Origin of the sequence: Pseudoalteromonas sp. CO325X (assembly GCF_004208955.1) — a bacterium.
Lineage (GTDB): Bacteria > Pseudomonadota > Gammaproteobacteria > Enterobacterales > Alteromonadaceae > Pseudoalteromonas > Pseudoalteromonas ruthenica.
Genome location: NZ_SGPG01000022.1, coordinates 129262 through 149297 on the forward strand (window position 1 = coordinate 129262; position 20036 = coordinate 149297).

Consider the following 20036-nt stretch of genomic DNA (forward strand, 5'->3'; position numbering starts at 1 on the left):
ATGCACTAGGCATACTAACACATTGGAATAGCCAGAGAGTAATACTGTCAAAGAAGCGCAGTCTTATATTTCGGAGTTTAAAAGTGGCTGGCTAAAGCTTTGGCTTGGGCACCGTGAACACTTTAGGTTGTATCATAATAGTGGTACAAATAGAGCTGTAAAAAGAAAGAGCAAAAGCCTAGCAGGTGTATAAATACAGTAAGTGAAAGCAACCCCATGTAACAAAGTAGATGCGCATGGCTATTTATGTCGGAACACGAGACTTAAGTGGTTTAGCTAAAGGAACCCACCAATTTATTGTTCTTGCTTTTGAAAGTCCAACCCCTCCTTTGCAGATTGGACTAAAAATGGTGGCTGCAAACCGTTAGGTAGAGTAATTCACGGTATTGTCATTGGCGCCCAAAACAGAGTTACTGTAGATGGAGATATTAAAGGCCTCGACATATCAAACTCAAAGAGAGTACCAAGAACTTACTTTATGCCATTTTGTCCAGTAGCACCTCGCGTTAAAGTTAACTAAATGGTGACCAAAGATGAATAAGAAAAAATTTATTACAGCGGTACTGATTTGGTTCTTGGGCTTACCGCTAGGTATTGCACTAAGTTATGGATTAAGAGTGGTTGGTGATTTTCACAGTCTAGGCATGCCAGAATTAGTATGGTTCACAATGCATATAAGTCTATACATAGTATCGGTGGTGGCTATATACATCTCATTACAAGGGGTTACATTGATGAATAAGCTGCTAACGATGGTGACCATGTCACTTATTTACGCAATCACCTACTTTGGCGTTACCTGGTTCTACATCATCGAATCAAATGTAGATTCTATGTAATGAAAATCGCATGTATACAAACACAAGCTTAATATTAGACACCTAGGCTTTGAATTTCTTGGCTCAGCTTATTTCAGTGTTGGCAGAATACTTGAACTGGTAATCATTATAGGTAAGAATTCAAGCTCATCATTAATAGTGAAAGGAAATACTATGTTAGACCCTCATTTATATCCTAAGCCTGACCGGCCTGATAACCCTACACCATTAGAAATGGCTATTTATAACTACGAGCTAAAAGCTCGTTCACATTATGAACAAAGAATGGGTGGCTCAACAGATGGGGAGCTTTTAGAAAAACTGGAGCGCGATTTGAAGCACCTACAAAACGAGAAACGGCGATTGTTGTCGATTGCAGTCGCCCAAGAATCGCTGGAAGGGTATCGTAAGTATACGGAAAGCTCTTCTACCGGTGAACTTGAATCAGAAGGCCATCACCCCACAGATAAACTAGCCAAATTTTTAACAGCTGAAGGGGAATTTAAGCCTACGCGAAATCACCAAGCCCATCATATAGTTCCAGGCAAAGGACAATATCAACAAATGCTAATGCTAGATGCAAGGTTATCTCTGCACCAGTGCGGTATTGGCATAAACGATCCACGAAACGGAGTTTGGATGTTGAATTATAAAAAGAACAAAGAGGATGATTGGGCGACCGCAGACTCTGTGCCCCATGCGAATATTCACCGTTATAACTACGAGACTTGGATAGGGGAGCGGTTTGCTTCATTGCAGCAGACAATTTTTAGTGGAATAGACCCAAACATAACGCATGAAAAACAAAGAGCAATTGTTATTGGTCGGCTGAAAGATGTGAAAACAAGGATAAAGCTTAATTCAATGCCCTCAGAAGTAATGACAAAGAAAAACATTACGTGGGATGGTAAATCATGATTTACAGAATGAATCGTGAAAGTGGTAAAGCAGATATTATTGACTTAGACGTCCGACAGCTAACCAATAGATTAAAGCCATTTGCTCCCGAAAAGTTGGACTTAATGGAGTATATACTCAGGGCGCCAAGCACGAATAATCGGCTTTCGGATATCTGGCCTGAACAAAGCCTGGAGTGTAACTTCTTTGCTAACTCTAAGAACACTTATAAGGATATCAACCCATACTCCCGCTTTCTCGTTTTGACCGAAAATGCGTATCAAACTTTGCGGAAAATTTTGGAACAATCCGGTGAATGCCTGAAGTTAAATGTTGAGGGTGTACCTATGGTTTTGTTCAACCCTTTGGTTTTTGGGAATGAAGATCCCGAGTTAACGGTAATGGAATACGAACAAGGCGTCATGGTGGGAGTCAAGAAACTAATTTTTAAAAAGGAAGTCGAAAACTTACCCATATTTAAGTCAAAATATACTGCAAACATGTGCATGTATTGTAATGAGGAATTTAGAAATATAGTTAAGGAAAATGGCTTTGAAGGGATCTGTTTCCAAGAAGATTTGGACAATATTTTTTAAGCTCCAGCAACCCCCTAATAAAATTATGTTTTAATTTCACTTAATGAGTTATTTATCGAGCCTATTAATGCGTCTATGGCGAAACTGCTTACGCTAGTTTTTTTAAGGAGAAATGCATGACTGAACCAAGCAACTTAAAAGCTATCTCTAAAGCTCACTATTTGAAATAAATACATGCTTAACATTGATTTCGGATGGCTCTGGAGGTTATGAACTTGAGAGAACATAGATAGATGCCTTACTACTTTTTTAACTGCTAAATGAGTGTTTAGGGCCATAACGGGGAATGAGAGCCTAAAGGCACTCACTATAAAACGCGTGTAAACAGCTCGTTTATTTAAGCTTTCAACCTATTCGCCAAAGGCTAGTCGCGTTTTTTTCGTTGCCCGGTGATCATGGGTGGTATTAGCGGGATGCGCCCCCACCAGCCAACCACGATAACCGCAATAATATGGATAATGGCGATAGCATACAGGGTATTAGCTGCCAAGGCATGGAAGTCTTGCAGTAGCGAGTTACCGAATAGGGCATCGATTTCCTCAAGCATAAACCCAGTTACGGCAAGTGCAATAAATAGCAGCCAAGTTGCAAATACCATTAGCCAGCCAATAGGGTTGTGGCCGGATTCGGTGGGGATATGGCGCTCTTTGAGGTGAGTGATGTGCGCGCTTATCGCAGCGCGGTTGATAATGGCTGCGCGAATACGGGCGTAGCCCGAGGGAAAGAGGCCCCAAATTAGTCGCAGTAACACCAGGGTGGCAGCGCTGTAACCTAGCCACTGATGCCACGAGCCACCAGCTTCAATAATGAAGTAATTGGTAATAAAGATGCCAACGAGGGACCAATGGACGATACGTACCACCGGATCCCATATTTTAATTGTGCTGCTCACTAGTGCGCTTCTTGTTTAACTACCGAGCCGTCGACTGGATTAAAGTAAATTTCTACCTTGTTGTTATCTTTATCGGTGCCATAAATTTCATAGCAGCTGCCATCGGTCACTTTAAACTCATTGATGCTATAGCCCTTGGCTTGCAGTGTTGTTTTAAAGTCGCTTTGATCCAGCCATTGGCTTTGCGGCGCATCAGTACAGACGGTGACATCATTGGCAACGCCACAGCCAGATAGCATTAATATCGCTGCTGTAAGCGAAAGAGCTCGTTTAATACACATAACCCGTTTCTCCTTTTTTGCTGTTGTATCACTAAAACAAACCTGGGTCAGATGATCAATGCGCTTGATCAATAAATATGCAAATTACCTAATGCCGCCTACAAACCAAAAACACTATCAGCGTTGCCAAGCTTAGTTGGTGGGCTGCGAAAGCTGGTAGCCTTGCTCACGAAATAAGCTCAATGCCGCGTTAACAACCTGGGGGTCATATAATTTACCGGCGTTGGTTTCTATTTCCGTAAGGGCTGCGTCCAGTCCCAGTGCATGGCGGTAGGGCCGAGATGTGGCCATTGATTCAATCACATCGGCAACGGCAATAATGCGCGCTTCAAGCAAAATATCCTCGCCTTTCAAGCCTTGCGGGTAGCCGCTGCCATCCATGCGCTCATGGTGCTGATAAGCGACTTGGGCGATAGGCCAAGGAAAAGGAATACTCTTTAAAATTTGATAGCCATGCTCTGCATGCGTTTTAATAATGGCAAACTCGCTGTGGCTTAAGCGCGTGGGTTTGGTCAAATATTCAGAGGGGATGCTGATTTTGCCAATATCATGTACTAAGCCTGCAATGCGTAAACCGTATTGAGTGTCGGCGTTGAGCTGCATTTGCTTAGCAATTTGCACCGCTAAATCACCCACTCTGGACTCGTGGCCAGCCGTGTAGGGGTCGCGTAGTTCAACCATGCTTGAGATAGCTTCAACCGTGCCAAGTACGGTATTTTCTAACCGGCTAGAGTAGTGTCTTACCTGATTAAGCGCGCCTTCCTCGGCGCTAATATCGCACAAAATACCAATATAGCGCTGCGGGTGAGAGCCGCTCACTAAGTGCATTTCGTCATGAATATGAATATAGTGGCCATCTTTGTGCTTGATGCGGTAATAGTGGTGTCCGCCACCGGCGCCGATAATACGATGACTTTCTTCTTGAGCACGGAGTCTATCGTCTGGGTGTAGACTTTTCGACCACCAACCTATGGCCATTGCTTGCTCAGCTTGGTATCCCAGCACTTTGGTGACATTGTCACTTACCCACACGGTTTGGCTGCGCTGAGCAGACACCTCAATGGCGTAGGTGACAATAGGCATGTGTTTAAAGTAGTTGGGTAATTTGTACAGGAGCAGCTGCTCATCGCTTTTGGCGGCAGAGACCAAGGTTTGAGCGTTATTGAGCTTCTTCAGTAACAAGTGCAAGGCCACAGACATTAGCAGGACAAAACTCACTCCTTTGCCAATAGAAAGCGCCAACGAGTCCTCAAAGTCTCCCCATACTAATGCCAATAACCAATCGCTGGAAACTATCCAAAGAGTGCTAATGAGAGCATAGAGGACAACTATTTGATTTCGAGTTAGTCCTCTCATATATTGCTCTTTAAAGTATCCGCTGAACCCATTTTTTACACTCGTCGCATTTTACTGTTCGCTATATCTGCATAATAATACAATAATAAATCAAGGGTGAGCATTTAACTTAAGGGGAATGCTATGCGCTATATCAAATGGCGCAGCGATAAGCTGCTTTATGATCCACCGCACCATGCAAAACGTTCTTAAGCGCTAGCTCTTTTATTATTTACTTTGATGGTACCACCATGTTTCTGCGAAAAAGTCACCTCGCTGAGCTGAAAAGCTTGCAAGATGAAGTGCTTACTTACAAGCAAATATTCTCTAGTTTAAGTGAAGAGATGATCCATCTAACTTTGGATTTGCAGGGGGTGATTATCTCTGCCAACACACTTTTTGAAACTGAGACCCAGATTAGCAGCCACGCGTGGCAGGCCAAGGCGTTGCTCGACTTCGTGCCAAATTTGGCGCGCAACACAGAGCACTATAAGGCACTTAAAAATGCGCTAACTCAGCGCAAACACTGGGCTGGTGCTTTGGAAATGCAAAACAATGACCAGCACTTATGGTTACGTGTGATATTGCAGCCGATTGTGGATGCCAGTGGGCACTGTACGCACTTTGATCTGTTCGCATCGAACCTAACCCGCACCATTAATACCTCAAGGCACAATGAAAATGTCATCAACGCTATTGAGCGTTCTATGGCCGTGATCCGCTTTAACCCTCAAGGAAATATTATCGACGCTAACGACTTATTTCTAAACACTGTGGGTTATCGCCTTGAAGAAGTCAAAGGCAAGCACCACAGCATGTTTTGTGAGCCCGCACTGGCTAATAGCCATGAGTATCGTGAGTTTTGGCAAAAACTTAATCGCGGAGATTACATTGCCGATCGTTTTAAGCGTATCGACAAGCAGGGACGAGAAATTTATCTCGAAGCCTCTTATAACCCCATTTTCGACAGCCATGGTCAGCTTTATGAGATAGTTAAGTTTGCCACCGACATCACTGCGCAAGTAGAGCGCGAAAGCCAGGTAAATCATGCAGCTCAAATCGCTTACGACACCTCAATTAACACTCAAAGTAGTGCCAGTAGTGGGGCTGCGATTATGGAAGAAACCGCAGCGGTTATGAGCCAATTAGCGGCAAAGATGGATAGTGCGTCTGAGAAAATCAATGCCCTTGAAGCGCAATCGGCGCAAATTAATAAAATTGTTCAAGCTATCAGCGGTATCGCCGAGCAAACCAACTTATTGGCGCTTAACGCCGCCATTGAAGCTGCGCGGGCAGGTGAGCTTGGGCGCGGTTTTGCGGTCGTTGCCGATGAGGTCAGAGAGTTGGCCTCGCGAACCTCAAAGTCGACCGAAGAAATCATTGGGGTGGTCAATGATAACGCGCAACTGACCTTGGAAGCAGTGCAAACCATAGGTGAAAATAAAGACACAGCCACCGAGGTGGCTGAGAAAGTCAATGATGCCAGTGCGGTAATTGAGGAAATACGCGAAGCGTCTCAAAAAGTCGTGGATGCGGTATCACAATTTGCTAACCGGCTGTCTTAAGGCAGCCGCTCAAGCGTTCAGTGACTCGGTATATGTACCTCTGGGAGCCCTTCAAACTGGGGCTTCGCCAACAAATAACCCTGCATTAGATTAATGCCGGCTGCTCGCAACCAATGATATTCGCCCTCTGTTTCAATGCCTTCGGCAAGCACCTGAATACCCAGCTCACGCAGCAAATTCACGCAGTTTTTTATGATGATCTGTCGGGTTTTATCCTGGTCGATATTGCGGATCATCAACATGTCTAATTTAACAATGTCGGTTTGAAAGTCAGCTAATAAGTTAAGGCCTGAATAACCGGCGCCAAAATCATCCGTGGCGGTCATAAAACCCAATTTACGATAATACTCAACGATGCGTTTGATATGGTGCGCATCACCTACCTTTTCAGCTTCGGTAAACTCGAACATAATTCGCTCGATAGGAAACTGGTAACGCTCAGCGGCTTCCAGAGTTGTTTTGATACATCGTTCAGGTTCATAGATGGCATTCGGTAAAAAGTTAATGCTCAGCATCGACGGTATTTGCAGCTTGGCAGCCAAAGCAATGGCTTTAATGCGGCAATGCTGATCAAACATATATTTATTTTCATCGGTAAGCTGGCTTATTACCGCACCGGCCGGTTCATTGTTAACACCACGCACAAGCGCTTCATAACCAAATACCTCGCCTTGTTGGCAATCAACAATGGGTTGGAACGCCATGGTAAAATCAAAAGGGAGAGGGGGCGTGTTAATGCAGCGGCGACACTGAGATGCCATCAATGAATTCTCTTATTATTAACTTCAAACACTAGTATAAACACTAGCTGGTATTCGTGGACTGTACAAGCTAAGTCGATGATTTTTAGAAAGACCTGAGCATAATCTCCACAGTTAGCAGCAAATTTATGATATTTCACACAATTGTTATCTTTTAGTGGTACAAACCCACGTACTTGATAAAATAGCGGCGTTAACAAGCCAACGCCAAAAAGGAACTCTTGTGCGCTATCTCATCTTTTTACTTTTTTCATTTTCGCTTCATGCTCAACTTGTCATTGATGAAACCACACAAAACTATGCCGTCAGTGCCGACGCGCCCGATGGTCTTTTACACGCACTCGATAGTGCTTCGCCGGTAAAGCGTGATAACAAGGTTGTGCATGGTTACACCTACTACGATATCCGCTGGCAGTTTTGGTTTGATAGTAAGTCTCGCCAATGTGATATCAATAAGGTAACCACTACGTTAGAGCTGGAATACACGCTGCCACAATTAACAGATAGTACTGAGAGTGTGAAAAAAGCGTGGTCGCAGTGGTTTTCGTTTTTGGCCGAGCATGAGCATGAACATGGCCGTATGATAAAGGCGATGGCACAGCGCATCGACGAGCAACTAGAGGCCATTCCCGAGCTGGGCAGTTGCCGTGTGATTGAGCAACAGGCCGCGCTTATCGGCAATGCGCTGAAACAAGAACTAGCGCAGCAACTGCAAGCATACGACGAGCAAACCAATCATGGCCGCACTGAAAAGGCGTGGCTGGTGGATCACCTTTAGTACTTCACTTAAATGGCAACCGCAGCTGCTTTTTTCCTAGAGCAGCTGCCAATAACCCAGCTCAGCTATCTATGGTGTGGCTTTATGAAGGTTTGCTTCGCACATTTATAAACAGCGATAGCAAAACGAGTAGGGCACTGGTTAATAAAACAAACAGCCCTTCAACACACCAAGTAATCATTAACGCCACCACTAAGGCACTGCCCAAAGAGGCCATGTTCAGTTGGATTTGCGGGCGGTAGGATTGCCATACCGACTGGCCAACATCAATCACCGGCGCAGTCAGCAAGTGCCAATAAGGGTTACTTTGATAATCGGATACTGCGTTCTCTAGTTGCTCTTGGCGCTCCAAGAGTAAGGCTAAGTTGTTACCGCCTTTGGCGTAAATGCGGTCGTCACTTTGTTGATAGTGAGCCAACAGTTTTTCTAAGGATCCATCAAAGAATTGTTTTGCGTCGTCTTTAAACGGGGCAATGGCCTGTGTTACCTCGTCGCTGCTTGCACGCAGTGCATGGCCATAATCGTCAACGAAGCCCGGCACTTGCAAACCCAGCAACGCGGCAATAAAAAACACGCATAAACGCACATAATGACGACACCAACGAATAATATCTTTAAGCATACACATCCATCTACGGGCACATTGCCGCACTGACTCCAGTTATGGTGATTAAGTTATCACTTCACTTACACAATTGGTATGTCTGAGCTTAGCTAGCGCGCTGCACTGAGCAATCCGTTCGGGTATTGGCGTGGTACTGTTAAAGTTAATAGCTGTTGATGTTGGCGGTAACGATTATGGAGAATATCGACACGTTTAACGAAGTCGCGGGTTTGCTGAAAAGGAGGCACGCCACTGTAATGGGCAACGTTGCCAGGGCCGGCGTTATAGGCCGCTGCGGCCAGTTTCGTATTTCCTTTAAAGCGCTTTAATAGCTTCGCAAAATAGGCGCTGCCGGCGGCAATATTGCTATCGGGGTCGAAGGGGTTATCGATATTGTAGGCTTTGACTAGTAAAGGCATGAGTTGCATCAGCCCTTTGGCGCCCTTATGTGATTGCGCATTAGGGTTAAAGCCCGATTCGGCATGCACTATGGCTTGTAACAATGCCACATCTAAGTCATTTTTGAGCGCTTCTTCGTACAAGGTTTGACGAAACTTGTAGGGGTGCAAAGGGGTTGAATACCAGCTTTGATAACGCGATTGCTCGCAGCGTTGGCATTTTACTTCAACAACACGAAAGCCACTGACTTTTGGTTTTTGATCGGTGAATACCGCAATGCCCTCGCTGTTGTAATAGTGGTAGATCACCGGATCGTTGGCGCCAAAGGCGGATATGGAGCAGGCCATCCAAATACTGGAGGCGAAGATGATGCGCGTTAACAACATAGTGCCAAACCCTGTGATAAACGTTCTTTAAGCCTAGCACAGGGTCAGCCTTTTGGCTGATAAAATAGCCATTGCACGATCGCTTTAAGGCGCTAAGCGATCACTGCTGAAAATCATAAATACTGCCTAAATTCATAAGCTTAGTTAATTCATCTAAGGCGGCGTAAGATTCTTGGAACAGCAGTGGATCGCGCAGATCGTCCTGGCATAGCTGGTCACGATAATGACGCTTCACCCAATCACTTAGGGTGTGATGTAACTTGTCAGAGAATAAACAGGCTGGGTTTGTGGCAGCCAATTCCTGTTCATTTAACACCACTCGTAAGCGCAAACAAGCTGGGCCACCGCCATTTTGCATACTTTGTTTGATATCCACGTAATGGACTTCATCCAAGGTATCTGGCTGTGTGAGTAAATCATCTAAATACGCCTTAACCGCTGGGTTCTCAGCACACTCCTGCGGCGCAATCAGCGCTGTGGCATTGCTAGGCAGGGTAATAAGCTGGCTATTAAACAGATAACTGCTCACGGCATCGGCAACACTCACCGCCTCGGTGGGTACTTCAACAATACTAAGGCGATGGGCGTCGTTATACAGTGCACTGTAAGCAGAGCTTATTGTATCCAGGGCTTGGTGTTGCTTATAAAAGGCTTGCTCGTGGCAAAAAAGCAGCTGCTCATTACCAACGGCAATGACATCATTATGAAATACGCCTTGGTCGATCACCTCTGGATTCTGCTGAATATACAGCTGTTGGCTATCATCGAGCTGGTGCAAGCGGGCAATCGCAGCGCTGGCCTCAAGGGTATGGCGGGCAGGGAATTTTTGTGGTTTCACGCCGCCTTCATTAAAGGCCTCACGCCCATACACAAATAAATGCAAGCCTTTATCGCCGTGCTTTGGGCATAAGCGGGTATGATTTGCAGCGCCTTCATCGGCGAAATGGTCGTGCCCAGGTAAGGGGGCGTGATGGGCAAAATAGTTTGAACTAGCGAACGTTGCTTGTAATACCCGGCCTGTGGTTGGCGCTTCAATGGAACGATGCAACTTATTGCTTAAATTGGCCGCCGTAAAATGAACGCGGTTATCAGCACTGTCGCTTGAGGGGGATACGGTGGCAGCATTCGCACTCCACATTGCTGATGAAGAAAAGCACGCACTTAATAAAGTCGGGTTATATTTGTACGCTTTTTCGAGTATTTGTGCATCCGAGCCAGTAAACCCCAGCTGCTTTAACAATGCCATATGAGGGCGTGCGTGAGGGGCCAGTACACCTTGGTGTAAACCCAGCTGGCGCATCGTGCGCATTTTCTCAAGCCCCTGCAAGGCCGCTTGTTTAGGGTTAGATGGCTGCGCTGCAAAACGCTTAGAGGCAACATTACCAAAAGACAATCCGGCGTAGTTATGGGTGGGGCCCACTAAGCCGTCAAAGTTTACTTCATAGCTGTGCATAGTACTCCTTAAAAATGCCTGTAACAGTAAAGGGCAGCTTTAAACCTACCGGTGATGTTGTGCAAGTGCAATGTCAACGTCATTGAGTTGTTTTAATAGCTGCTGGCGCCGCTTGAGCAAAGTGCCCCGCGATGAGCTTTGGTCGTGCATGCGTAGCGCCTTATATATTTCCCGTTTAGAGAGCTTAGTATGAGCGGCCGCTTGCGAGACGCTAATTTGCTTATTCAACAAGCGGGGCATCACAGACGCGAGGCTATTCATCGTCTTTACCCTGCGCATAGTCATGAATTTGCCAAATACTAATATCGAAATGCCAAAGTAGGTAAAGGGTTTCACGTAGCTGTTGCATAACGGCGCTCCTAAGGTGGGTGACACAGTAGTTAATGAATAATCTGTGCCATTAATACAAAGAGTAATAAATACAGAGGCCTATAGCTTGATGGGGGTATTTAAAAGGGGTGTTAAGCACTGTTTTGGGTCATTTTTAACTGTGGTTGCACCATGCTTTTGCACAGTGTGTGCAAGTATTAAGCACCCGTCGTTTAGTCATGTAAGTGTTTCATTAAAGCCTGAAAGCTTTGCAGGCAAGCTGTCACTAAAAATATAGCCAAAAGATATAAAAGCTATTAACTTCAATGATTTATTAATTTGGCATGATGGCTGCTCATACTTAAATGTGTTTAATTTAAAGGAGATTAATATGAGTACACCTTTAGCAGGTAAGAAAGTAGCCATCCTAGCCACTGATGGGTTCGAACAAAGCGAACTGGTATCTCCTCGTAAAGCGTTACTCGATGCAGGTGCCGAGGTAGACATTATCTCTATTAAGCCAGGCACTATTCGAGGTTGGGAGGACGACCACTGGGGTGAAGAAATAAAAGTAGATAAGCTAGCGCAAGAAGTCAGCGCGGTTGAATACAACGCCTTGGTGCTGCCCGGCGGCTTATTTAACCCCGATGCACTGCGCCAAGACACTGAAGCAAAACGCTTCGTGGATGGTTTCTTCCAAGAAGATTACATCAAACCGGTTGCAGCTATATGCCACGGCCCGTGGATGCTAGCGGAAATTGATAAACTAAAAGGGCGCAAAGTCACCTCGTACCCAAGTATACGCACCGACTTAGAAAACGCCGGAGCCGATTGGGTAGACGAGCAAGTTGTGGTTGATAATGGCCTGGTCACTAGCCGCAAGCCTGGCGATTTGCAAGCCTTTAACAAAAAACTAGTTGAAGAGGTATGGGAAGGTCGCCACAGCGAATAATTAGCCCTTTTACTTCTCAATATAAAAGCCAGCAGCCTCACTGCTGGCTTTTTTGTGGATGCAATAAATGAAGCAATATTTTAGTAAACCCACGAGTAAACATAGCGAGATTGTTTATATGAAAAGCAGCAGACTCAGATTTTTAAGCGCTACTTTTTGGGTATTAATATTTCTTCTTAATAGCCATATGGTTTTTTATGCTTCACCACATTGGACATGCTCATAGGTGAAGCGCCCGAAAACCTATCCAACAGGGCGTGTTATGGAATGTAATACCAGCCAAAAAAAGTAAATAACAACTCCAAATATCTGAAATTAAAGAAGTTATCTATTTTCATAACATGCGAAGCTTATCTTATTGTGTGTTTTCCACAACAATCCCGGTATCGACATCAGCCCCAAGCGCTGATAGCTTAATGTTTTATTAATAATAAATGAACGTTAGCGTGGTAAAAATACAAAAAACCTATTCGGCTTAACCCGAAATGCACGCTAATAAGCTGTTATGCATCACAAGGACCTATCGAAGTAATGCAACTATTTATCGATACAAATATCTTTTTCACATTCTTTAATCTATCGAGCGAAAGTATTGATGAATTAAAAAAGGCTCTTGTTCTTCATGAACATGAACGCCTCACTCTATGGCTGCCTGAACAAGTAGAAGATGAGTTTTGGCGAAACAGGGAGTCTGTCATCAATCAGGTAATTTCAGAATTTAAGAAAGAGTCTCAGAACGGGCAAGTTCCACAGATTGTTAGATATTCTGATAAAGCAGATGATTTGATTCAGAATCTCAAGGAATACAAAAGGCTGAAGCAGAGTATTCTCAACGATGTTAGTGAAAAAATTGAAGCACAGAATTTAGAGGCAGACGAGGCAATTAATGAGATATTTAAATCTGGAAAAAAGATTGAACGAACACAGGAAATAACAGATTCTGCACTTCTTCGTTATGATCTTGGAAATCCTCCTGGAAAAAAAGGGTCTTACGGGGATGCAGTAAATTGGCTGAGTTTGTTGCAAGCAGTCCCGGACGATAATGACCTACACATAGTTACTGATGATGGAGACTACTTCAGTGAGCTTCAGAAAGACCAAGCAAATGAGTTCTTGAGACGAGAATGGAAGAAAAGAAAGAGCGGTGAACTATTCGTTTATAAGCGACTTTCTCAGTACATATCAAAAAACCATCCAGAAGCGACGAATGTGGCCGAGATAGAAAAGAACATTGCTATAGAAAACTTGCAAGATTCTGGGTCATTCCAGCGCACACATTCTGTCATTTCAGAGCTAAGTTCATTTGGGTCCTTTAATCAGTCTCAGGCAATGAAAATTATCGAAGCATATCTTATAAATGAACAAATTAACTGGATTGCAAAGGATGCTGATGTGAAAGCTTTTGGCGAAAAAATAGCAAAAGCCCATAAAGATGATATTGAAGAAGAAAAACTCAATGAATTTAAAGAGTTGTTCGTGTAAAAGCTTAACAAGCGCATGCTGAGGGAACGTTTTTCCGCTCCTTCGTAGCTATAAGTCGTCCGCAGTTGCGGGCGTTAGCTCCACCGAGAATAAACTTCATCACAAGGATCGAGAGTTCGAATGAATCAAAAAACAAACGACCAGATAATACTTGCACAGATAATCGAGGAAAAGTGTGCGGAATCAGCAGATGAACTTACAGTAGCTGAATATTTCGAGATTTACTCGTCCTCAGAAATTCTCAAAGATCACGACTTGACCTATGACGATGTAGCATACGGAATCGTTGGTGATGGCGGCGATGGTGGAATTGACTCAATATATACGTTTGTGAACGGAGAGTTACTTAAAGAAGACATGGAAATCAATCCTAACCAAAAAAAGAACCATATTGAGCTTGTTGTAATACAGTCAAAAACCTCTGCTTCATTCAAGGAAGACGCTGTTATAAAGTTCCGTGAATCGGCAGAGGATCTACTCAACCTTGCAAACGACCCAGATGACTTTACAGCCCGCTACAATGCAGATCTTATAGATAAAACAAAACTATTTAGAAATGCCTATTCCAAATTAGCTGGGACATTTCCTCGCCTGGAAATACATTATTACTACGCCACGCAGGGCGATGAAGTCCACCCTAATGTTGAAGGAAAGGTTCCTAAGCTTCATGAAGATTTAGGGAAAATGTTTGGTGGTGCTGAATTTTCCTTTGAGTTTGTGGGTGCTTCAAAGCTGCTAGAATTGACACGTAATATCCCTTCAACTTCGCGAATTCTGGATGTATCGGAATCGCCTATTGGAACCGATGCAGGAAGCTATTTATGTCTTGTTTCTCTGTCAAAGTACTATGAGTTTGTTTCTGATTCTGGGGCATTGGCTAGAAGTATATTTGAGTCTAATGTTCGTGATTATCAAGGAAGTGTTGTCGTAAATACAGGTATCAGGAAAACATTAGAAAATGCTGAATCTGAAAATTTTTGGTATCTCAATAATGGGGTTACCATAATTACACCCAAAGCAGTTTTAGCTGGAAAGCAATTGACTATTGAAGACCCACAAATTGTTAATGGGCTCCAAACATCTCATGAAATCTATCAACATTTTTCCCAGCTAGATGACCCAGCAGGTGATGAAAGGTCTGTTTTGGTTCGTGTTATTTGTGAAGAAGATGAAGAAGCGAGAGATAGAATAATTCGTGCAACAAATAGCCAAACCTCTATACCTCCTGCATCGCTAAGAAGCTCTGATGAAATACACCGCAATATAGAGGACTTCCTAAAAGCCAATGGTTTCTATTACGATAGAAAGAAAAATCATTATAAGAACCAAGGAATGCCAGTCGGTAAGATTATTAGCATCCCTTACATGGCACAAACAATGATGGCTACAACATTGTTAAAGCCAGACAGTGCTAGAGCTAGGCCATCTACACTTATAAACTCTGATACAGAGTATAGAAAAATATTTAGCTTAGATTTCCCTATTGATATTTATTTAAAAGTTATTCAGATAATGAAGTCAGTGGAAATCTACCTTAAACCAGACCAGTGCGGTATTGAATTAGAGAGAAAGACAATAACTAATATTAAATACTATGTAGCAATGATGGTTAGTATTGGTCTAGCTGGAGGGAAGGAAGACGTATCTGCAAAATTGTCTGCTCTTCCCGTAATTTCAATAACACCTAAATTGCTGGCGGAGTCGTTGGAAACCGTACTTAGTTGCTTCAATGATTTGGGGGCAACTGATCAAGTTGCGAAAGGTTCTGAGCTAGTCGGGAAGTTATTGAGCTAACAAGAAAAGGCAGGGGAGGGTGAACCGTCGCTGCTTTTGGAATTAGCTTCTCATCTGAAATAAGGGATATCTATGCCAATCGAACTATCAAATACGCTAGTTATTGGAATTTCAGCGACGGCACTATTTGATCTTTCAGACGCAGATAAAGTGTTCAGGAAGAAAATGGCTGAAGATCCGGAAACAGCGATTGTCGAATACCGAGAATATATGCTAGAGCATGAAAATGAACCATTGCAAGATGGTACAGGAATGCCACTAGTTAAAGCACTACTAGGTTTAAATAAGCATCAAGCCGAGAGTGATAAAGATCCAATTGTTGAAGTGGTTGTAATATCTAAAAACAGCCCAGAGACTGGCTTTAGGGTTTTAAAAGAGATAAGACGTCGAGATCTCGCAATAACTCGATCAGCATTCACAGCAGGGGAGCCGAGCTCCGATTATTTGGAAGCTTTTTATGTTGACCTATTTTTAACCACAGATGAGAAAGATGCTCAAAGTGTGGTTGACAGCAAAGTATGTGCAGGTGCGATTGTAAAGGAGCCCCCGAAATCTTCCCATGAACTGAGAGATGATCAAGTAAGGATTGCTTTTGATGCAGATGCAGTTCTATTTAGCGAAGAAAGTGAGTTAGTCAATCAGACTGAAGGTCTCGGCAAATTCTGGGAAACTGAAGACCTCCAAAAAGAAATCCCTCTCCAAGAAGGTCCTCATGCCAACTTACTTAGAAAGCTTTCAAAAATACAAGAAAGGCTTCCTGGCCGGATTGAGTACTCTCCGGTTAGACTAGCAATAATGACCGCCAGAAATAGTCCAGCGGAAATGAGGGTTATAAACACTATAAGAGCATGGAATGTTTATATTGATCAGGCATTTTTTCTTGGTGGGTTACAAAAAAGTAGGTTCTTGAAAGCGTTCAAGCCACATATTTTCTTTGATGATCAGGATTCACATTTGGATGCAGCGGCATTAGATGTACCGAGTGCTAAAGTCTTGTATCCAAGTGATTCTCCATTGAAAAAGATATTCGAAGAAAAACAGGCTAACAAATCAATCCACCCACCCGCAGACGCGCCGGCTGATTGAGGCATTCCCTCCAGGACTCGTAGATAAAAGGATTTATATTTTGCCTTCACAAAATGATGAAGATTTAAAACTCGTTCATATTCCTGCGTTAGTCGCAGTGCTATTAAACGCCGAAACGAAAAAAGGCGCTCCCTTAACTGAGCAAGAAGTGTTAGGTATAAGAGACTCTTCACAATGTATGGCAATGCCACTTGATGTTGCTGTGGAGCTGGCAGAAGAAAGAGGTTATGCCGATATCGACCCTGAGAATGCATGGGATGAATGGCAAAGTGTTAGATTGGAACTGCTTTATGGCACTTAAAGGTTGATTTGGACCACTCAGATCCCATGGAAAAATTAAAAACACTAATTCTAGGATTACTAGCCGCTTTTGTTTTGAGCTCATGCTCAACTATCCACTGGGCCAGTGTAAAAAATGCGACAGCTGAAGAGCTCATGGTCAAAGTAACTTTTAAAACCCAGTATGGGATTCAGGTAATGGACATGCCTTTACAAGCGGGTGAAGTGAATATTTGGCAATATGACCAGTCATCACGTGAGTCAAAAGCGATGGATAAAAACCTGCATTCAATTGAAATAAGTGGCGCAGGCAGTTGCTACTTAGTTTTTAACAAAGAGCAGATAAAAGAGAAGGTTAAACATACAACGCGGCAAATCGTCATTTCTGCTGAGGACTTTCAAAAAGCATGTGATTAAAAAGTATAGTAATTGATAGTTGTAAAATACTTGGTGTAGATATTAAACGGTTAATATGGGATTAGGTCATACAATGGAAAGAATAAGGCGTAGATCCGAGTATCTGTTGGGACTACCCATACTTATATTTCTTGGTGCGTGTTCAAATACGTATTGGGGGATAATAAAAAACGAGACCGATGGGGTTGTTAAAGTAAAGCTTACATTAGTCAATGAACACGGTACCCAAGTTTTGGAGCTATTGCCCATTGAACCTAAAGACAGCAGTATCTGGGAGTATGAACAATCATCATTTGTAATCAGCAAAATAGATAAAGATTTATCTTCGGTTGAGGCAACGAACACACAAGGGTGTACCGTTACATTTGCTCGCAAAGCAATAGAGGAACATGTTGCACGGCACAGACAAAAAATTGTCATTGGCCCTCAATACTTTATCGATGCTTGTGGAAAACAAAAATAGTCCATATGAACAGTTCGACAACTGCCCGATACCACCTAAGCAAGATGCTATTAGGCAGTTGTTTTATCAAATAAAATGATTAACCCAGCCAGTAGCTAGAAGCGCGTTTTAAGATACCTCAGGCTAGGTTTCGGTTTACTCACTCTTTCTAAACTTTAAACGCTTAATAACAAGCTTTCTCGGTCCTACTATGGGGTATATCTACTGCGCCTTTATGAGTTACAGGTTGGTTCGTGACCTATTATAGGAAACCCAAATTATTATTTTTGGATAAGGCTACTAGCCACCTTGACGTTGAATTAGAGAGGAAAATAAACGATTCAGTACGTCAACTAGATATAACGAGGGTAGTTATCGCCCACCGAAAAGAAACGATAGCAACATCAGACAGGGCTATTGCTCTTTGGGATCTATAGATAGGAAAGGTAATGAATAGTTTTAGTCGAAGTATTTTTGGTCTTCTTTCTATGATGTGTATGATGAGTGAAGGCCTTTTCGCAATGAGCCTGCCAGACATCCTTTCGACACATAATCTAAGAACACTTGATACGAGGAGCAACTATAATTTTCATAGCATGTATGTCGAAGTGGGCAGCGAAAAATTCATACTATTTGAACAGGTTGAAAACATAAATTTTGACCGAATAAATGTTAAGTTGTTTAACTTAAGTGCACATAATGACCTTAACTCACAGCCTATGGAAATAGAGGGATTTACAAAGCAACCAAATTATTTAACCTTAGTAGGTCATGAATATGAAGGCCCTATACTTTGGGTTTATTTCAGCTTTGCAGACGGTTACGATGAAGCAGCTCAAATCATGAAAGGTCGATTGACAAGGCAAGGTAAGTTGATTGATCTTGTTGCTTTGAATTTAGAGCAAGAGCTAATCGGAGGTAGCTGGCCTAGGTACCACAGATTAACTGAATCGACGAGTGCGATATCTCTTAGAGCACCGAAATGTTGCGGTTTAGCACTTATGAAAAGCAGCGATGGAGTTAGCTATGTTAGAGATAATTCGTTTCAGCAATCGGGAACGATGCCTGTCATAAGCTCTTTTGAAAGTGGAAACCTAATTTATAGTTATCAAAGGAGCTTCCCCACCGACAAAAAAACGAGTAAGGGTAAAACAAAATATGTGCAAAAATCTCGATTCAAAATAGCCCAACAAAATAGCTGGTCTCCAGAATATCTAGTTTCAGAAAAAACGTTTGAAATACACGATGCTTTTCCATTTAAACGACTGGACGGTAGGGTAGACCTTTACTACGTAAATGACTATGGTCGAGAGCCTAATCAATTATCAGTTTGGAGAAGGTGCGTCGATGAGCTTGGAAACTTGGGTAAAGAAGAACAGATCACAGATGAGCGTATTGGGAATGTAGCAAAGCCATACACATACAGAAATAGCAGAGGAGAAATTTTTTTTCTTTTTATAGAACAAGGGGAAGGGTTAAATACTGGCTCGATACAACAAGTTACTACATTGACCAAAGATGCAGCTTGCTCTTTATAACTTAGAGGGAATAAAATATGGGCCGGTAGCAAATAATCATTATTCTTTTCGCGATATTCCCGGGTCAAGTACAAATTAAATCTAAATTAATTGCCCCTGACTCAACTGTATACTCTTGTTATACCCCCGTAACGTATCCACCGGTAATCGCCACGTTCAATTGATAAGTTAGCTACGACATGGTGTTCTCTTTGCCACGAAAAATGAGCATGCAGCAACATCAACCAAGAGAGGTGCAAGGCTGGTTCAACTCATTTGAACGACAAAAACAAAGCGGACACTGCCCCGGGTTGTCGGTTGCAGCCAGCAATAGCGGACCTTTAACTTAAAGCGCACTTGCACAAATAGTTCTCGCTTAGCTGCTCGCAAGCACGCGTGAAAATATCTCATTATGCGTTTTGTTGGTTTGTTTCTATTATCCCTTGTATCTATTTGAGGTTCGCAGCAGCTGCCTTGGCACTTATCCTGCTAACAGCCTATAAGTGACGGGTGACGCCCTCACTTTTCGGCGTGATTGCACCGAGAAAGCGCATTTTATGCACTGTAATAATGCGTCCATATTTCTTTGCTAACCTCGCCATCAGACTTTGCAAAACACACCGATTTGCTGAGCAGTATCCATAGCACATTGATGTGGCGAACAAATATACACTTGTTTGGAGCCCAGCTATGTTAAAGAAGCGTTTTTTCAAAACAAAAAACGAAGCAGAAGTCACCTTTGAGTATGAGCACCCACACGCGGCCCGTGTTGCGCTCGTGGCGGAGTTTAATCAATGGCAACCGTTGCCCATGACCTGCTCGAAAAAAGGCAGCACATTTCGCGTTAAAACGCGCCTTCCTAAAAACAGCGAGTTTCATTTTCGTTACTTAATTGATGACCATGAGTGGGATAACGACCACCAAGCCGATGCTTATGTTGCCAATGCATATGGCACTGACAACAGTGTGGTATCAACCCACGTTCAGCCTTAA

General features: G+C 43.1%; 23 protein-coding genes and 1 pseudogene. 16 read left to right on the forward strand and 8 right to left on the reverse strand.

What is annotated here, in order from left to right; genetic code table 11:
• The first annotated feature begins 236 nt into the window (after window positions 1-236).
• The 4 genes from EXT46_RS19110 to EXT46_RS12800 all read left to right on the forward strand — a co-directional run bounded on the left by EXT46_RS19110 (window position 237) and on the right by EXT46_RS12800 (window position 2311).
• Window positions 237-368, forward strand: coding sequence for a hypothetical protein (locus EXT46_RS19110; protein ID WP_276319721.1), 132 nt, complete (start codon window positions 237-239; stop codon window positions 366-368).
• A gap of 165 nt (window positions 369-533) precedes the next feature.
• Window positions 534-839: a hypothetical protein gene (locus tag EXT46_RS12790; RefSeq protein ID WP_130147705.1), complete on the forward strand. Its 306-nt coding sequence runs from the start codon at window positions 534-536 to the stop codon at window positions 837-839.
• A 153-nt stretch (window positions 840-992) separates the two neighbouring features.
• Window positions 993-1736 carry an AHH domain-containing protein gene (locus EXT46_RS12795; protein WP_130147707.1) on the forward strand — a complete coding sequence of 248 codons (744 nt, stop codon included), beginning with the start codon at window positions 993-995 and terminating at the stop codon, window positions 1734-1736.
• A gap of 8 nt (window positions 1737-1744) precedes the next feature.
• Window positions 1745-2311: a hypothetical protein gene (locus EXT46_RS12800; RefSeq protein WP_130147709.1), complete on the forward strand. Its 567-nt coding sequence runs from the start codon at window positions 1745-1747 to the stop codon at window positions 2309-2311.
• A gap of 364 nt (window positions 2312-2675) precedes the next feature.
• Here EXT46_RS12800 and EXT46_RS12805 read toward each other — a convergent pair whose 3' ends face one another.
• From EXT46_RS12805 to EXT46_RS18960, 3 genes are all read right to left on the reverse strand, one after another.
• The gene (locus EXT46_RS12805) at window positions 2676-3203 is read right to left on the reverse strand and encodes a cytochrome b/b6 domain-containing protein (protein WP_130147711.1); all 528 of its coding nucleotides are present in this window, start codon (window positions 3201-3203) and stop codon (window positions 2676-2678) included.
• The gene (locus EXT46_RS12810; protein WP_205988243.1) at window positions 3203-3478 is read right to left on the reverse strand and encodes a PepSY domain-containing protein; all 276 of its coding nucleotides are present in this window, start codon (window positions 3476-3478) and stop codon (window positions 3203-3205) included. The genes EXT46_RS12805 and EXT46_RS12810 overlap by 1 nt, the downstream gene beginning before the upstream one ends.
• 138 nt (window positions 3479-3616) lie before the next feature.
• A complete protein-coding gene (locus EXT46_RS18960; RefSeq protein ID WP_205988240.1) occupies window positions 3617-4840 on the reverse strand; it encodes an HD domain-containing phosphohydrolase in 1224 nt (407 codons plus the stop codon).
• A 230-nt stretch (window positions 4841-5070) separates the two neighbouring features.
• On the opposite strand from EXT46_RS18960, the gene EXT46_RS12820 reads away from it, so the two are divergent.
• A complete protein-coding gene (locus tag EXT46_RS12820) occupies window positions 5071-6384 on the forward strand; it encodes a PAS domain-containing methyl-accepting chemotaxis protein (RefSeq protein WP_053910432.1) in 1314 nt (437 codons plus the stop codon).
• A gap of 17 nt (window positions 6385-6401) precedes the next feature.
• Here EXT46_RS12820 and EXT46_RS12825 read toward each other — a convergent pair whose 3' ends face one another.
• Complete coding sequence (locus EXT46_RS12825) at window positions 6402-7145, reverse strand: EAL domain-containing protein (RefSeq protein ID WP_022946515.1); 744 nt, start codon at window positions 7143-7145, stop codon at window positions 6402-6404.
• A 223-nt stretch (window positions 7146-7368) separates the two neighbouring features.
• Here EXT46_RS12825 and EXT46_RS12830 point away from each other — a divergent pair, with 223 nt between their 5' ends.
• The gene (locus tag EXT46_RS12830; RefSeq protein WP_165381122.1) at window positions 7369-7923 is read left to right on the forward strand and encodes a DUF922 domain-containing protein; all 555 of its coding nucleotides are present in this window, start codon (window positions 7369-7371) and stop codon (window positions 7921-7923) included.
• Window positions 7924-8005: 82 nt separating this feature from the next.
• On the opposite strand, the gene EXT46_RS12835 is transcribed toward EXT46_RS12830, so the two are convergent.
• From EXT46_RS12835 to EXT46_RS12850, 4 genes are all read right to left on the reverse strand, one after another.
• Entirely contained in the window at window positions 8006-8545 is a 540-nt protein-coding gene (locus EXT46_RS12835) for a DUF2937 family protein (protein ID WP_165381124.1), read from the reverse strand.
• Between the two features lie 92 nt (window positions 8546-8637).
• Complete coding sequence (locus EXT46_RS12840) at window positions 8638-9312, reverse strand: lytic transglycosylase domain-containing protein (RefSeq protein WP_022946520.1); 675 nt, start codon at window positions 9310-9312, stop codon at window positions 8638-8640.
• Window positions 9313-9412: 100 nt separating this feature from the next.
• Window positions 9413-10765, reverse strand: coding sequence for an N-succinylarginine dihydrolase (gene astB / locus EXT46_RS12845; RefSeq protein WP_130147720.1), 1353 nt, complete (start codon window positions 10763-10765; stop codon window positions 9413-9415).
• Between the two features lie 45 nt (window positions 10766-10810).
• Complete coding sequence (locus EXT46_RS12850; RefSeq protein ID WP_022946522.1) at window positions 10811-11026, reverse strand: hypothetical protein; 216 nt, start codon at window positions 11024-11026, stop codon at window positions 10811-10813.
• A 439-nt stretch (window positions 11027-11465) separates the two neighbouring features.
• Here EXT46_RS12850 and EXT46_RS12855 point away from each other — a divergent pair, with 439 nt between their 5' ends.
• The 10 genes and pseudogenes from EXT46_RS12855 (at window position 11466) to EXT46_RS12900 (ending at window position 20036) form a co-directional block, all read left to right on the forward strand.
• Window positions 11466-12026 (forward strand): type 1 glutamine amidotransferase domain-containing protein, encoded by a 561-nt coding sequence (locus tag EXT46_RS12855; RefSeq protein WP_130147722.1) that lies wholly within the window; start codon window positions 11466-11468, stop codon window positions 12024-12026.
• Between the two features lie 531 nt (window positions 12027-12557).
• Complete coding sequence (locus EXT46_RS12860) at window positions 12558-13508, forward strand: PIN domain-containing protein (protein ID WP_130147724.1); 951 nt, start codon at window positions 12558-12560, stop codon at window positions 13506-13508.
• Window positions 13509-13628: 120 nt separating this feature from the next.
• Entirely contained in the window at window positions 13629-15302 is a 1674-nt protein-coding gene (locus EXT46_RS12865) for an AIPR family protein (protein ID WP_130147726.1), read from the forward strand.
• 72 nt (window positions 15303-15374) lie between these two features.
• Complete coding sequence (locus EXT46_RS12870; RefSeq protein ID WP_130147728.1) at window positions 15375-16388, forward strand: 5'-nucleotidase; 1014 nt, start codon at window positions 15375-15377, stop codon at window positions 16386-16388.
• Between the two features lie 40 nt (window positions 16389-16428).
• Window positions 16429-16689 (forward strand): hypothetical protein, encoded by a 261-nt coding sequence (locus EXT46_RS12875; protein WP_130147730.1) that lies wholly within the window; start codon window positions 16429-16431, stop codon window positions 16687-16689.
• A 26-nt stretch (window positions 16690-16715) separates the two neighbouring features.
• Window positions 16716-17084: a hypothetical protein gene (locus tag EXT46_RS12880; RefSeq protein WP_130147732.1), complete on the forward strand. Its 369-nt coding sequence runs from the start codon at window positions 16716-16718 to the stop codon at window positions 17082-17084.
• Window positions 17085-17157: 73 nt separating this feature from the next.
• On the forward strand, window positions 17158-17547 hold the full coding sequence (locus EXT46_RS12885; RefSeq protein WP_130147734.1) for a hypothetical protein: 390 nt from the start codon (window positions 17158-17160) through the stop codon (window positions 17545-17547).
• Between the two features lie 242 nt (window positions 17548-17789).
• Window positions 17790-17963, forward strand: a pseudogene (locus EXT46_RS19045) (colicin V production protein); the annotation flags it as partial.
• A 12-nt stretch (window positions 17964-17975) separates the two neighbouring features.
• Window positions 17976-19064 (forward strand): hypothetical protein, encoded by a 1089-nt coding sequence (locus EXT46_RS12895; RefSeq protein WP_130147738.1) that lies wholly within the window; start codon window positions 17976-17978, stop codon window positions 19062-19064.
• A 669-nt stretch (window positions 19065-19733) separates the two neighbouring features.
• Entirely contained in the window at window positions 19734-20036 is a 303-nt protein-coding gene (locus EXT46_RS12900) for an isoamylase early set domain-containing protein (RefSeq protein ID WP_053910444.1), read from the forward strand.

What these genes read in the sequence shown, in the direction of transcription:
- EXT46_RS12820 (WP_053910432.1), top strand. Translation starts at nt 5,071, where the DNA reads ATGTTTCTGCGAAAAAGTCACCTCGCTGAGCTGAAAAGCTTGCAAGAT.
- EXT46_RS12840 (WP_022946520.1), bottom strand. Translation starts at nt 9,312, where the DNA reads ATGTTGTTAACGCGCATCATCTTCGCCTCCAGTATTTGGATGGCCTGC.
- EXT46_RS12835 (WP_165381124.1), bottom strand. Translation starts at nt 8,545, where the DNA reads ATGCTTAAAGATATTATTCGTTGGTGTCGTCATTATGTGCGTTTATGC.
- EXT46_RS12800 (WP_130147709.1), top strand. Translation starts at nt 1,745, where the DNA reads ATGAATCGTGAAAGTGGTAAAGCAGATATTATTGACTTAGACGTCCGA.
- EXT46_RS12790 (WP_130147705.1), top strand. Translation starts at nt 534, where the DNA reads ATGAATAAGAAAAAATTTATTACAGCGGTACTGATTTGGTTCTTGGGC.
- EXT46_RS19110 (WP_276319721.1), top strand. Translation starts at nt 237, where the DNA reads ATGGCTATTTATGTCGGAACACGAGACTTAAGTGGTTTAGCTAAAGGA.
- EXT46_RS12795 (WP_130147707.1), top strand. Translation starts at nt 993, where the DNA reads ATGTTAGACCCTCATTTATATCCTAAGCCTGACCGGCCTGATAACCCT.
- EXT46_RS12855 (WP_130147722.1), top strand. Translation starts at nt 11,466, where the DNA reads ATGAGTACACCTTTAGCAGGTAAGAAAGTAGCCATCCTAGCCACTGAT.
- EXT46_RS12870 (WP_130147728.1), top strand. Translation starts at nt 15,375, where the DNA reads ATGCCAATCGAACTATCAAATACGCTAGTTATTGGAATTTCAGCGACG.
- EXT46_RS12880 (WP_130147732.1), top strand. Translation starts at nt 16,716, where the DNA reads ATGGAAAAATTAAAAACACTAATTCTAGGATTACTAGCCGCTTTTGTT.
- EXT46_RS12900 (WP_053910444.1), top strand. Translation starts at nt 19,734, where the DNA reads ATGTTAAAGAAGCGTTTTTTCAAAACAAAAAACGAAGCAGAAGTCACC.
- EXT46_RS12865 (WP_130147726.1), top strand. Translation starts at nt 13,629, where the DNA reads ATGAATCAAAAAACAAACGACCAGATAATACTTGCACAGATAATCGAG.
- EXT46_RS12860 (WP_130147724.1), top strand. Translation starts at nt 12,558, where the DNA reads ATGCAACTATTTATCGATACAAATATCTTTTTCACATTCTTTAATCTA.
- EXT46_RS12885 (WP_130147734.1), top strand. Translation starts at nt 17,158, where the DNA reads ATGGAAAGAATAAGGCGTAGATCCGAGTATCTGTTGGGACTACCCATA.
- EXT46_RS18960 (WP_205988240.1), bottom strand. Translation starts at nt 4,840, where the DNA reads ATGAGAGGACTAACTCGAAATCAAATAGTTGTCCTCTATGCTCTCATT.
- EXT46_RS12825 (WP_022946515.1), bottom strand. Translation starts at nt 7,145, where the DNA reads ATGGCATCTCAGTGTCGCCGCTGCATTAACACGCCCCCTCTCCCTTTT.
- astB (WP_130147720.1), bottom strand. Translation starts at nt 10,765, where the DNA reads ATGCACAGCTATGAAGTAAACTTTGACGGCTTAGTGGGCCCCACCCAT.
- EXT46_RS12895 (WP_130147738.1), top strand. Translation starts at nt 17,976, where the DNA reads ATGAATAGTTTTAGTCGAAGTATTTTTGGTCTTCTTTCTATGATGTGT.
- EXT46_RS12850 (WP_022946522.1), bottom strand. Translation starts at nt 11,026, where the DNA reads ATGAATAGCCTCGCGTCTGTGATGCCCCGCTTGTTGAATAAGCAAATT.